This is a genomic window from Rathayibacter sp. VKM Ac-2754 (assembly GCF_009807095.1).
In the GTDB taxonomy this organism is placed as follows: Bacteria; Actinomycetota; Actinomycetes; order Actinomycetales; family Microbacteriaceae; genus Rathayibacter.
Genome location: NZ_WUCC01000005.1, coordinates 281,116 through 293,904 on the forward strand (window position 1 = coordinate 281,116; position 12,789 = coordinate 293,904).

The window sequence follows — 12,789 nt, forward strand, 5'->3', positions numbered from 1 at the left end:
GTCACGCAGCCTGGATGATCAGCGATCGCAGCTCGCGACGCTCGAGGCCGAAGTCATCGCCGACCTCGGCCAGGGGCTCGCCGGCGCGCACCCGGCTGAGCACGTCCTCGACACGGACTCCGAGGCGGGCGATGGTCGGCTGGCCTGCGTTCCTCAGCGGGTCCACGACCACATCGACGCCCTCGAAGGTCGGGAGGGTGATCAGGCTGACGTACCCGTCGCGATAGCTGATGCTCCGCAGGAACTCGTGGACGACCTCCCTGAACACGCCCTGCTGATTGCGCACGACGACGAGGTCTCCCTCGCCGTTCTCGAACAGGATCTCGGCACCGTCGGTCATCAGACGTTGACTGAGGAGGGCGTTCTCGAGGCCGATGCGGTCGCGCAGGACATCGATCGCTGGTCGGATCCTCGCCATCGGGAGGCCCGCTCGACGGAACGACTCGATGATGTAGCCCTCAGCGAGCGCGGTGAAGGGGACCGTCACGCCGCGTCCCTCTCTGACTCCCGTCAGCAGCGGAGCGCTGTGCCCCCACTCTCCTTCGTGCCGCTGTCTGAAGCGGTGCCCGTGTGCCCAGCGCGTGAACGAGCTCGGCGGCGCCTGGATGATCCGGGCCGCCTCGCCCTGCGAGTAGATCGGCGTGACGTACGCGAGATCGAGAGCGGCCGGTGTTTGCATGCAAACAGGGTACCTGCGGGAGCGTGAGCTCGGGCGGTGGCGGGAGATATGGCGCGTGAGTCGCCGGCGCCGACGGGACGACGGGCGAGAGCGGCCGGGGCCACGTTTCGAGTGCGTTTCGCCAGGGGGTGTCCGGTGGGGGGCGATGGGCGCTCGCGGGTGACGGTGGTGGGGCGGCGGGCCGCTCCTGGGGCGTGCGGCGATGGGGTGCCGCACCGGAGAAGGGCTGATCAGAGGCGCTAACGGTCGGTGGTTCCACTGATCGGAGGCGGCCGGTGTCGGTTCGCTGCGGCGTGTCCGCAGAGGTCCCGGACGGGTGCGACACCGGCGCGGAGCCCCTCCTGAGCGCCGTCGGGGTGGCTTAACAGCAGCGAAATCCAAGTGTTCGACGGTGTTTACCGCTCGCCCGGGAACGGGGCCGAGCGGGCGGATACATTCGCAAGCAACCCGGAACGGGGCCGGTGAGAGTCCGGTTCCCACCGCCCCGGGCACACTGCTCCGAGCGGCCGCCCCCACCTCTGCGGCACGCTCGCATTCCTCGCACCGCCTCCTGCACGCCCCGACCCGGAGGGCTCCTGCGCCATGCCCTCCCGCGCCCGAAGGACTGCCATGTCTCCCGCACCCCACTGCCGCGCCGGCTGGATCGCCGTCGCGATCACCGGCACCCTCCTGCTCGCCGGCTGCTCCAACGGCGCCGTCGCGAGCTCCGACTCCGCCGACGCCGGCGAGGGAGTCGCCCACGCCACCGCGCAGATCGAGGCGGCCAGCGTCGATCCCGAGTTCACCTTCGAGGCCGAGCCGTTCGCCATGTCGGGGATCGCCGGCAAGACGATCTTCAACATCCCCAACTCGAGCGCGGTGCCCTACATCACCGCCGTCGACGAGGAGGGGGCGGCGGTCGCCGAGTCGTACGGAGCGACCTGGGTCGAGTACACCAACCAGGGCACGCCGAACGAGCACACGGCCGGCATCGACCAGGCGATCTCGCAGGGCGCCGACCTGATCCTGCTCTCGCAGGGCGTCAACGGCGAGCTCATCATCCCCGCGCTCGAGCGGGCGCAGGCAGCGGGCATCCCCGTCGTCATCAGCCACACCTACCAGAACGGCGACGAGCTCCCCGAGGACCTGCAGCCGCTGATCGCCGCGCAGATCACCGCCCCGTTCAACGAGTCGGGCGCGCTCAACGCCGACTGGGCGATCAAGGAGACGCAGGGCGAGGGCGACATGCTGATCATCACCTCGGCCGAGGTGCCGCCCTCGGACGGCATCGTCGCCGCGATGCAGGCCGAGTTCGACGAGTACTGCCCAGGCTGCTCCGTGAAGGTCGTCAACGTGCCGGTCGCCGACTGGGCCACCAAGATCGCCACGACCGTGCAGTCGGAGCTGCAGGTGAATCCGAACCTCGACTACGTGCTCCCGGTCTACGACTCGATGACGCTCTACGTGGAGTCGGGCGTCACCGCCGCGGGTAAGGTCGGCTCGGTCTTCACCTCGTCCTTCAACGGGACCCCCGACGTGATGAAGATCATGCAGGAGGGCGACGTCCTCACGATGGACATCGGCGAGAACGTGCAGTGGCTCGCGTGGGCGACCCTCGACCAGGTCGGCCGAGTGCTCACCGGCGCGCCGATCGTCGAGGACGGCAACCAGGAGACGCCGCTCAAGGTGTTCACGAAGGACAACGTCGACGAGGCGGGGACGCCCCCGGTCGCCGGGCAGGGCTACGGCGACGCCTACGTGGCCGGATACCAGGCCCTCTGGGGACTGCCGGAATGACCGCCGAGCCGATCGTCTCGATCCGCGGGCTGACCATGCGCTTCGGCGGTCTGACGGCTCTCGACGGTGTCGACCTCGACATCCGCCCGGGACAGGTGCACGCGCTGCTGGGCGAGAACGGCTCGGGCAAGTCGACGCTGATCAAGGTGCTCTCGGGCACCTACGCTCCCGAGCCCGGCGGCCGGATCGAGGTGCGCGGCCGTGCGGTGCCGCTGCCGGTGCCCGCGGGGTACTTCCGCCGCCTGGGCATCAGCTTCGTCCACCAGGATCTCGCGCTCGTCGGGCAGCTCAGCGTGGTCGAGAACCTGCGGCTGGCGAGCGTCGTCGCCGGTCGCGGGCCGTTCATCCGCTGGGCCGCCGAGCGCCGGGCCGCCGCCGAGCTGTTCGAGCGCTACGGAGTCGGGATCGACCCCGCTGCGACGGTCGACTCGCTGACCGACACGCAGCGGGCGCTCGTCGCGATCCTCCGCGCGGTGTCGGAGCTCGGCGAGAGCCGGACGCTGCTGGTGCTGGACGAGCCGACGGTGTTCCTGCCCAAGGAGGACGCCGATCTGCTGTTCCGCGTCGTATCGGATCTGGTGCGCGACGGCGGCATGTCGGCGCTGCTGGTCTCGCACGACATGGCCGAGGTGCTCGAGCACGCCGACCGGGTCACGGTGCTGCGCGCCGGCCGCGTCCAGGCGCACTGCGACACCGCCACGACCACGGCCGACGAGCTCGTCTCGCTGATCGTCGGCCGGGGTCTCGAGGCGCCGGCACGGTCGACGGCGCTCCTCGCGGGAGGTGCGCCCGTGGTCACGGTGCGCTCGTTGACCGCAGGAGTGGTCGACGGCCTCGACCTCGAGGTGGCGCCGGGCGAGATCCTCGGAGTGACCGGCCTCGCCGGCTCGGGGGTCGAGGACGTGCTGCCCGCGCTGTACGGCGCGATGCCCGCGACCGGGAGCCTCACCCTGCACGGCTCGACCACCGACCTCTCGCTCGCCGACCCGCGCACCTCGATCGCGGCCGGCACGGTCTACGTGCCCGCCGACCGGAAGACGCAGGGCGGAGTCGGCGGCCTGAGCGTCGAGCACAACGTGTCGCTCCCGGTGCTCGGGCGCCTCCGCGGGATGCTCGGGCTCTCGCCCGCCCGCGAGAGCGAGCTCGCCCGTCGCCTCACCACCGAGTACGACGTGCGGCCCGGCGATCCGTCGGCGCTGTTCGGCACCCTCAGCGGAGGCAACCAGCAGAAGGCCGTGCTCGCGAAGTGGATGCAGGACGAGCCGCGGCTGGTGCTGCTCCAGGAGCCGACCCAGGGCATCGACGTCGGCGCCCGCGCGGCGATCTTCTCGATGCTGCGGCGCTCGGCGGAGTCGGGGGTCGCGATCGTCTGCGCCTCGACCGACTACGACCAGCTCGCCTCCGTCTGCCACCGCGTGGTCGTGCTCGCGCACGGCCGGGTCCACGACGTGCTCGAGGGGGATCGCCTCGACCGCGACGCCATCGCCTCGGCCGTCGTCGCCAGCCTCGTCGAGCCCGCCGAGCTGCTCGTCGGCGCGGGCGCCGCCCCCTCCTCCGCCTCGCGCACCGTCAAGGAGACCGCCTGATGTCCACCACCGTCGACCGCCCCGTCGAGACCGTCCTCCTCCGCCCGAGCCGCCCCCGGTTCGCGTGGGCGCACACCGAGCGCTACGCCCTGCTGGGCGCCTGGGCGGTCATCGTGATCGCCTTCAGCATCGCGCTGCCCGACACGTACTTCACTCTCGGCAACCTGCAGAACGTCTTCGGCTCGCAGTCGGTGCTGCTGATCCTCGCCCTCGGCTTCCTCTTCCCGCTGACCGCGGGCGAGTTCGACCTGTCGGGTGCCTCCACGATGTCGCTCTCGGCCATGACCGTCGCGGTGCTGAACGCGCAGATGGGCCTGCCGCTCGGTGTCTCCCTCCTCGCGGCCGTCGCGGTCGGGATCACCGTCGGCCTCGTCAACGGACTGCTGACGGTCGCGTTCAGGATCGACTCGTTCATCGTCACCCTCGGGACCTCGACGCTGATGATCGGCCTCATCCAGTGGATGAGCAACGCCTCGTCGGTGACGGGCGTCGACTCGGCGCTGGTGCAGGCGACCGTCGGCTGGCGCGGCGTGCTCGGGCTGCCGCTCGCGTTCGTCTACGGCCTCGCCGCCACGCTGATCGTGCTGGTCGTGCTGACCTCGACCCCGGTCGGCCGCCGACTGCTCTTCGTCGGCATGGGCCGCCAGGTCGCCGAGCTCAGCGGTCTCAACGTGCGGCGCCTGCGCGTCGGCGCCTTCGTCGGGGCGGGCCTCACGGCGAGCGTCGCGGGGATCGTCTACGCGGGCACGCTGGGCGGCGCCGACCCCTCATCGGGCCAGTCGTTCCTCCTGCCTGCCTTCGCCGCCTGCTACCTGGGTGCGACGGCGATCCTCCCCGGGCGCTTCAACGCGATCGGCACCTTCATCGCGGTGTACTTCCTCTTCTCGGGCGTCGTCGGGCTGCAGATGCTCGGCGCGCAGAACTTCGTGCAGCAGCTCTTCTACGGCGGCGCCCTCATCGTCGCCGTCGCGGTGTCGCAGACGATCCGGAGGCACGCCGTCCGGTCGGCCGCGCAGGCCGCGGCGAAGGCGCGCACGACTACTCCGGCCTGACCCCCTCCTCCGAACCCCCACGGCCTCGGCCGACAGACGAAAGAAGGACCTCATGGACATCGGCGTTTTCATCCCGATCGGCAGCAACGGCTGGCTCATCTCGACCACCTCGCCCCAGTACAAGCCCTCCTTCGATCTCAACCTCGAGATCGTGCAGAAGGCCGAGGACTACGGCTTCGATTTCGCGCTCTCGATGATCAAGCTGCACGGCTTCGGCGGCCCCAGCGAGTTCTGGGACTACAACCTCGAGTCGTTCACCCTGATGGCCGGCCTCGCGGCGCGGACCGAGCGGATCAGGCTGTTCGCGACCACCGCCGTGCTGACGATCCCGCCCGCGATCGCGGCGCGCATGGCCGCGACCGTCGACTCCATCTCGCACGGCCGCTTCGGCCTGAACCTCGTCGCCGGCTGGCAGAAGGTCGAGTACGACCAGATGGGCCTCTGGCCCGGCGACGCCGTGCACTTCGAGCGCCGCTACCGCTACCAGACCGAGTACATGCAGGTCATGAAGGAGCTGTGGGAGACCGGCGAGTCCAACTTCCAGGGCGAGTTCTTCACGATGAAGGACTGCGTGATGAAGCCGCAGCCCACCTCGCACATCCCGATCGTCTCGGCCGGGCAGAGCTCGGCGGGCATGGAGTTCGCGGCGACCTACTCCGACTACAACTTCTCGATGGGCGTCGGCGTCAACACGCCGACCGCCTACGCGCCGCAGAACCAGGCCCTGCTCGAGGCGGCCGAGAAGACCGGCCGCGATGTCGGCAGCTACGTGCTCTTCATGGTGATCGCCGCCGAGACCGACGAGGCCGCGCAGGAGAAGTGGAAGCTCTACAACGACGGCGTCGACCACGAGGCGATCGCCTGGATGAGCGGCCAGGCGGCCGCCGACGTGAATGCCGAGAACGGCAACACCGCCACCCGCATCGCACTGCCCGAGGGCGCCGTGAACATGAACATGGGCACCCTGGTCGGCTCGTACGAGTCGGTCGCCCGAATGCTCGACGAGGCCGCGTCCGTCGAGGGGACCAAGGGGATCATGCTCGTCTTCGACGACTTCCTCGAGGGCATGGACGACTTCGGCCAGCGGATCCAGCCGCTGATGGCGACCAGGAACGCGGTGGTGCCGGCATGAGCGGCGCCCCGGTGCTGAACGTGGTGGTGGTGCAGTCGGGCGAGACCCCCGCCGACCACGGGGCGGCGGTGGACGAGCTGCTCGCCCTCTTCGAGGAGGCCGCGGCTCCGGACGTCGACCTCGTGGTGTTCCCCGAGCTCGCGACGACGCCGTACTTCTGCGGCGGGCACAACGAGGAGCACCGCTCGTGGGCCCAGTCGGTGCCGGGGCCCGACACGGAGCGCTTCGCGGCGGCGGCCCGCCGGCTGGGCACCGGCGTGGTCTTCGGTCTGTACGAGGACGCGGGAGACGTGCAGTACAACTCCGCCGTGATGATCGACGCCGCGGGCGAGCTCGTCGTCGGCACCGACCTGCACGGCGACCCCGTGCCCAGCTACCGCAAGACGTCCATCCCGACGAACGCGCTCTCGGCGGTCGACGAGAAGCACTTCTTCGCCTCGGGCACCGGGCCGGTGATGTTCGACGCGTTCGGCACCCGCTTCGGGATGCTGATCTGCTACGACCGCTCGTTCCCCGAGTACTGGCTGGCCTCGCGGGCGGCGGGAGCGGAGGTGATGCTCGTGCTGGTCTCGTCGATGGGGTTCCGCGAGACGCTGTTCACCCAGGAGCTGCAGGTGCGCGGGCTCGAGACCCAGACCTGGATCGTCGCGCCGAACCGCGGGGGAGAGGAGACGGTCGACGGACGCACCGTCAGCTACTTCGGCCGCTCGTGCATCGTGTCGCCGCGCGGCGAGCTCGTCGAGACGGCCCCGCCGCACACCGCCGGGGCGATGATCGCGGCGAGTCTCGACGTCGCCGAGGTCGCGGAGGCGCGCGCCGCCTTCCCGCTCGGCACCGATCGCTCGCCGGGCGTCTTCCGCTACCTCGCCGAGGTGCATGCGGCGCCCGACCTGGCGACGGTGTGAGCGGCGTCTACGAGGCGGTGCTGGCGTCGATCGCTCCGCAGCTCGAGAGCGCTCTGGAGGCGAGCCGAGCGCGTCCGCTGCCTGCCTCGCCGAGCGCTCTGGCGGCCGAGCCGGGGCACAGCGCTCAGTTGTTCGACCGGCTGCTCGCCGAGGCGGTCGCGGGTGCCCGGCCGGTGCCGGAGCCGCGCGCGATGGAGCCGGCGGAGCCGTTCGATCCGGTGGGCGCGGGTGTCGAGCAGCTGCTCGCGGCCTTCGCCTCCGGGCGCTCGACTCCGACCGCGGTGCTCGAGGCGCTCGCTCCGCTCTGGGTCGCCGACGGTGTCCGGGCGGATGCCGTGCTGCGGCTGATCGACGGGGCGGCGGAGGCGGCGGCCGAGAGCACGCGCCGCTGGGCCGACGGCTCCGCGCGGGCGCTCGAGGGCGTGCCGTTCGCGGTGAAGGACATCATCGACGTCGAGGGCGCGATCGTGACCAGCGGATCGCTGCAGACCGGCGACCGCGTGGCGCCGGCCGACGCGACCGCGGTGGCGCGCCTCCGAGCGGCGGGGGCGATCCCCGTCTTCATGGCGGCGACGACCGAGTTCGCCTGCGGCGGCCCCGTGAGCCGGCGCTACGGCGCGGTGCGGAACCCGTGGGATCCGCTGCGCTGGACCGGCGGCTCCTCCACCGGCTCGGGCGCGGCACTCGCGGCGCGCCTCGTGCCCCTCGCGCTGGGCAGCGACACCGGCGGATCGATCCGCGTCCCCTCCGCCCTCTGCGGCACGACCGGCATCAAGCCGACCTACGGTCTCGTGCCCCGGACGGGAGTCGCGAGCCTCTCGTGGACGCTCGACCACGTGGGCCCGATGGCCCGCTCGGCGCGCGACCTCGCGCTCGCGCTCGCCGTGCTCGCGGGGCCCGACGGAGTCGACCCGGTCGTCCCCGCGACGATCCCGCCCCTGGCGCTGGACGACTCCGTGCTCGAGGGCCTTCGGATCGGCGCCCCGCGCGGCTGGTTCGTGGAGCGGGTCGATCGCTCGGTGCTCGACGCCTATGAGAGCGCCCTCGACACCCTCCGCGGCCTCGGCGCCGAGATCGTCGACCTCGAGCTCGAGGGGATCGGCGAGGCCGACTCCGAGGGCTGGACCGTGTTCTACGGCGAGCTGGCCTCGAACCAGGAGGCGAACGCCGCGCGGGCCGAGCTCTTCGACGACGGCACCCGGGCGCGCTTCGAGCTGAGCTCCGTGCCGTCCGCGGCCGACTACCTCCGCGCGCTCCGCCGACGCCCCCTGGTGCAGCGCGACGTGCTCGAGCGGATGGACGCGGCGCGGGTCGATCTGCTCGTGACCCCGGGCGTCGGCGCGACCGCCCCGCTGCTCGCCGACCTGACGATGTCGGTCGACGGAGAGCGCTTCAACCTGCACGAGGTGATCCCGCGCAACACGCGGGTGTTCGACTACCTCGGCTTCCCGGCCCTGATGATGCCCGCGGGCTTCGCCTCCGACGGACTGCCCGTCGGAGTGCAGCTGGTCGGGCGCCCCTGGTCGGACGGACTCTGCCTCTCTGCGTGTGCCGCCTTCCAGGACGCGACCGCGCACCACCTGCCGACCCCGCCGGGTCCGCCGACGAAGGGCTCTCCGCATCACTAGCTCCACCCCCGACCCCGAGGACGTCCAGCGCACCGCCTGGAAGATCCTCACCACCTCGAGCCTCAGCGTGGTGCTGGTCTTCCTCAACTCCAGCGCGCTCGTGATCGCCCTGCCCGACGTCAGCCGCGACCTGGGGGCGACCGGCACGCAGTCGAGCTGGGTGCTCCTCGCCTACATGCTGAGCACGACGACCCTGATCCTGGTGTTCGGGCGGATCGCCGACATCGTCGGGAGGCGCCGGCTCTACATCGCCGGGATCGTCGTCTTCCTGCTGGCCTCGCTGGCGTGCGGCCTCGCTCCGAACGCCGGGTTCCTGATCGCGGCGCGCCTCGTCCAGGGAGTGGGAGCGGCGTCGATCGTGACGAACACGACCGCCCTGCTGACCGACGCGTTCCCGGAGCGGACGCTCAGCGTCGGTCTCGGTCTGAACGCGACCGTCGCCGCCGTCGGCCAGGTGGTCGGGCCGCTCGCGGGCGGGCTCGTCACCGAGACGCTCGGCTGGCGCTGGATCTTCCTCGCGGGGATCCCGATCAGCCTGCTCAGCCTGGTCTGGTCGCTGCGCGTCGTCCCCCGCCGCACGACGCCCCGCTCGAGCGAGCGGCTCGACCTGCTCGGGGCGCTGCTCTCGATCAGCGCGGTCGGGGCGATGGTCGCGGCGGTCTCGATCGGCGGATCCGCGGGCTGGACGTCTCCACAGCTGATCGCGGTCGCCGGCGGGGCGGTGCTGTTGGCCGCCTGCTTCGTCTGGAGTCAGCGCTCGGCGACGCATCCGCTGATCGATCCCGAGATCTTCCGCGACCGGGCGACGATCACGCTCTACGCCTCCGCGGCGCTCTGCGCGCTGAGCAGCTACGCGATGATCCTGCTCGCGTCGCTGTCCTTCCAGGCCGTCGACGGACTCTCGGCGCTCGACGCCGCGGTGCGGATCCTGCCGGCCCCGATCGGGACGACGCTCGCCGCCGTGGCCGCCGGCGTGCTCGCCCGGCGGTTCGGAGCCCGATCGCTCGCGACCATCGGCATGCTGCTCATCGCGGCGGGCGCGGGAGTGCTCGCGTTCTCGCTCTCGGCCCCCGACGGAGGCTGGATCACCTCGGCCGCTCTCGGCGCGGTCGGCGCGGGCATCGGCACCTTCATGACTCCGAGCACGTCGGCCCTGATGTCGCGGGTGCCCGAGCGGAGGCGCGGCATCGCCAACGCGATCCGCGCGGCTCTGCAGAACGCCGGCTACCTCTTCAGCACGGCCATCGCGCTGGCCATCGCCACCGGGGGGCTGACACTGGCCCAGCAGGCGGCCGCCTACGACGGGTCGCTGAGCGACCTCGCCGGCGCGGATGTGCAGACCTTCGTCGCGGGCATCCGCACCGCCGTGCTCGCCTTCGCGGGGCTGGGTCTGCTCGGAGCGCTCGTGACGGCCTTCGGGCCGCGCGGAGGGATCGCTCCGGTGGCGGCCGTTCCGTCGCGGTCGTGACCCGCCCCCTCCCCCCTTCCACTCCCTCCCGATGAGAACGGACCACCCGTGACCCCCACTACTCCTGACGCCGCCGATTACGCCGCGGCGGGCCTCGCCGGGCACCTCGCGCCCGGCACGCGGACGGCGCTCGTCGTCGTCGACCCGGTGCGCGCGTACACCGATCCCGAGTGCGCGCTCTACGCCGGTGTCGAGGAGCCGGTGGAGCGGATGCGCGAGCTGCTCGCGGCCGCGCGTGCCGCTGGCGTGCACGTCGCGGTCACGACCATGTCGCTCGCGGCCGACGGCTCGGACGCGGGAGTGTTCTTCCGCAAGGTGCCGGCGCTCGCCGCCTACCTGCCGGGGAGCCCGTACGGCGCGTTCATCGAGGGGCTCGAGGCCCTGCCGCAGGACACGCTGGTGCCCAAGCAGTACCCCAGCGCGTTCTTCGGGACCTCCCTCGCCTCCGGTCTGCGGGCGCGCGGGATCGACACGGTGATCCTCGCCGGGCTGTCGACGAGCGGCTGCATCCGCGCGACGGCGACCGACGCGATGCAGCACGGCTTCGTGCCGATCGTGGTGCGCGAGGCGGTGGGCGACCGGCTCGCGAGCGTCCACGAGGCCAACCTGTTCGACATCCAGGCCAAGATCGGCGAGGTGTGGCCGCTCGAACGGGTGCTCGAGCTGTGGAGCCCGTCCGCTGAGTAGGCTCGCGCTCATGACCGACCCCCGGCCTGCGCCGCCCGTCCCCGCGTGCTGGACCGACCCCCTCCCCGACTCCGCGATCGGCCGTGGGTACGTCGGCTTCCACCGCCGCTCGGACGCGGCCCGGCAGGTCTCGGACCTGATCCGGGCCGACATCGTCGCGGGCCGGTTCGAGGGCCCGCTGCCGTACGAGTGGGAGCTGCTCAGCCTCTACGAGACCACGCGGAATGTGCTGCGGGCCGCGCTCGCCCTCCTGAAGGAGCAGCGGATCATCACCCGCGCGCCCCGCTCCGGCACCTTCGGCGTGATGCCGGTGGCCTCGGTGAGCCTCGCGCGGACGGCCGAGGACGTCACGGTCTACGGCGACTCGACCGCGGGCGACAGCGGGGAGTCGCCGCACCTGAGCTTCGTGAACCTCACGGTGCAGCTCGTTCGCGCCCCCGAGGCGGTGCGCCGCAATCTCGAGCTGGTCGACGAGCGGGCCTTCTTCATCGAGTCGCTGATCTCGTTCGACGGCGTCCCCAGCCGGCTGCGCACGAGCTGGGTGCCGTTCGAGCGCTTCCCGACCCTGCTCGACACTCCGCTGGTCGGGAACCTGCCCGACTCGATCGCCCGGCTGCGCGGCGAGCGGGGCCAGGCCCGGCGGCTCCGGCTCAGCGCGGTGAACGCGGACGCGTGGACCGCCGACCTGCTCGACATCGCGCCGGGGATGGCGATCTTCCACATCGAGCGGCTGGTGTGCGCCGCCGACGGGACGCCGCTGGACTACGGCTTCTCGCGCTACCGGGGCGACCGGTCGGTGATCGACACCTTCATCATCTGAGAGGCGGTGCCGGGAGTGTCCGTCATGCCGGGGGCGCATCATGAAGGCGTGGGGGATTCGGACGACAGGGAAGAGGAACGATGCAGGTAGGCATTCACTTCATGAACTTCACGCTCCCGGGCGGCAGTGCGGGGATCGCTCCGATCCTCGGAGCCACGGCGAGGACGGCGGAGGACGTCGGCTGCGAGTGGTTCACGCTGATGGACCACTACTTCCAGATGGAGCAGTTCGCGACGAGCGAGGACCCGATGCTCGAGGGGTACACCTCGCTGGGGTTCGTCGCGGGACGCACGGAGCGCCTCCGACTGGGGCTGCTCGTGACCGGAGTGACGTACCGGCACCCGGGGCTGCTCGCCAAGATCGTGACGACGCTCGACGTGCTGTCGGGCGGGCGGGCGATGCTCGGCATCGGGGCGGCCTGGTACGAGCGCGAGCACCTCGGGCTCGGAGTGCCGTACCCGCCGCTCAAGGAGCGGTTCGAGCGGCTCGAGGAGACGCTGCGGATCTGCCGGCAGATGTGGAGCGATGACGACGGGCCGTTCGACGGGACGCACTATCAGCTGGCCGAGACGCTGAACCACCCGGAGCCGATCCAGCAGCCCGGCCCGCCGATCCTGATCGGGGGCGGCGGCGAGAAGAAGACGCTGCGGCTGGTCGCCGAGTACGGCGACGCGTGCAACCTGTTCGCGATCGGCGCGGAGGGGGTCGCGCACAAGCTCGACGTGCTGCGGAAGCACTGCGACGACGTCGGGCGCGACTACGACTCGATCACCAAGACGATCATCGGCGGCGGCGACCCGATCGGCGACCCCGACGGATTCGTGCGGGCGATGGAGGAGTACGCGGCGCTCGGGATCTCGCTGGTCGAGCTGTCGCCGCAGGGGCCGGACCCGGAGGGGTACGTGGCGCAGCTGGGCGAGGGCGTGATCGGGCGGCTCGGGGCTCTGGGCTGACGCGCGGGGGGCGCGCTGCTGACGCGTGGCGCGCCTCCGGAGTGACCTCCGGCTCGTGGAATCCGGTTCGGCTCGCAGGAATCAGCGGTTTCTGCGAGCCGAA

At 71.7% G+C, this 12,789-nt stretch carries 11 protein-coding genes; 10 read left to right on the plus strand and 1 reads right to left on the minus strand.

The window, feature by feature from the left end; genetic code table 11:
- Position 1: 1 nt before the first annotated feature.
- A complete protein-coding gene (locus tag GRS92_RS10915) occupies positions 2-679 on the minus strand; it encodes a DUF433 domain-containing protein (protein WP_159856141.1) in 678 nt (225 codons plus the stop codon).
- Between the two features lie 609 nt (positions 680-1,288).
- Between GRS92_RS10915 and GRS92_RS10920 the strand changes: the two genes are divergently transcribed.
- From GRS92_RS10920 to GRS92_RS10965, 10 genes are all read left to right on the plus strand, one after another.
- The gene (locus tag GRS92_RS10920) at positions 1,289-2,455 is read left to right on the plus strand and encodes a sugar ABC transporter substrate-binding protein (protein ID WP_159856143.1); all 1,167 of its coding nucleotides are present in this window, start codon (positions 1,289-1,291) and stop codon (positions 2,453-2,455) included.
- Positions 2,452-4,041, plus strand: a complete 1,590-nt coding sequence (locus tag GRS92_RS10925; protein WP_159856145.1) for a sugar ABC transporter ATP-binding protein — start codon at positions 2,452-2,454, stop codon at positions 4,039-4,041. The genes GRS92_RS10920 and GRS92_RS10925 overlap by 4 nt, the downstream gene beginning before the upstream one ends.
- Positions 4,041-5,093, plus strand: coding sequence for an ABC transporter permease (locus tag GRS92_RS10930; RefSeq protein ID WP_159856147.1), 1,053 nt, complete (start codon positions 4,041-4,043; stop codon positions 5,091-5,093). The genes GRS92_RS10925 and GRS92_RS10930 overlap by 1 nt, the downstream gene beginning before the upstream one ends.
- Before the next feature lie 52 nt (positions 5,094-5,145).
- Positions 5,146-6,225 (plus strand): pyrimidine utilization protein A, encoded by a 1,080-nt coding sequence (rutA, locus tag GRS92_RS10935; RefSeq protein ID WP_159856149.1) that lies wholly within the window; start codon positions 5,146-5,148, stop codon positions 6,223-6,225.
- A complete protein-coding gene (locus tag GRS92_RS10940) occupies positions 6,222-7,130 on the plus strand; it encodes a carbon-nitrogen hydrolase family protein (protein ID WP_159856151.1) in 909 nt (302 codons plus the stop codon). The genes rutA and GRS92_RS10940 overlap by 4 nt, the downstream gene beginning before the upstream one ends.
- Positions 7,127-8,758, plus strand: a complete 1,632-nt coding sequence (locus GRS92_RS10945; RefSeq protein ID WP_204162385.1) for an amidase — start codon at positions 7,127-7,129, stop codon at positions 8,756-8,758. The genes GRS92_RS10940 and GRS92_RS10945 overlap by 4 nt, the downstream gene beginning before the upstream one ends.
- Positions 8,759-8,828: 70 nt before the next feature.
- Positions 8,829-10,226 carry an MFS transporter gene (locus GRS92_RS10950; RefSeq protein ID WP_159856153.1) on the plus strand — a complete coding sequence of 466 codons (1,398 nt, stop codon included), beginning with the start codon at positions 8,829-8,831 and terminating at the stop codon, positions 10,224-10,226.
- Between the two features lie 48 nt (positions 10,227-10,274).
- Complete coding sequence (locus GRS92_RS10955) at positions 10,275-10,913, plus strand: isochorismatase family protein (RefSeq protein WP_159856155.1); 639 nt, start codon at positions 10,275-10,277, stop codon at positions 10,911-10,913.
- 10 nt (positions 10,914-10,923) lie between these two features.
- Entirely contained in the window at positions 10,924-11,733 is an 810-nt protein-coding gene (locus GRS92_RS10960; RefSeq protein WP_159856157.1) for a GntR family transcriptional regulator, read from the plus strand.
- An 80-nt stretch (positions 11,734-11,813) separates the two neighbouring features.
- Entirely contained in the window at positions 11,814-12,686 is an 873-nt protein-coding gene (locus GRS92_RS10965; protein ID WP_159856159.1) for an LLM class F420-dependent oxidoreductase, read from the plus strand.
- The last annotated feature ends 103 nt before the right edge of the window (positions 12,687-12,789 follow it).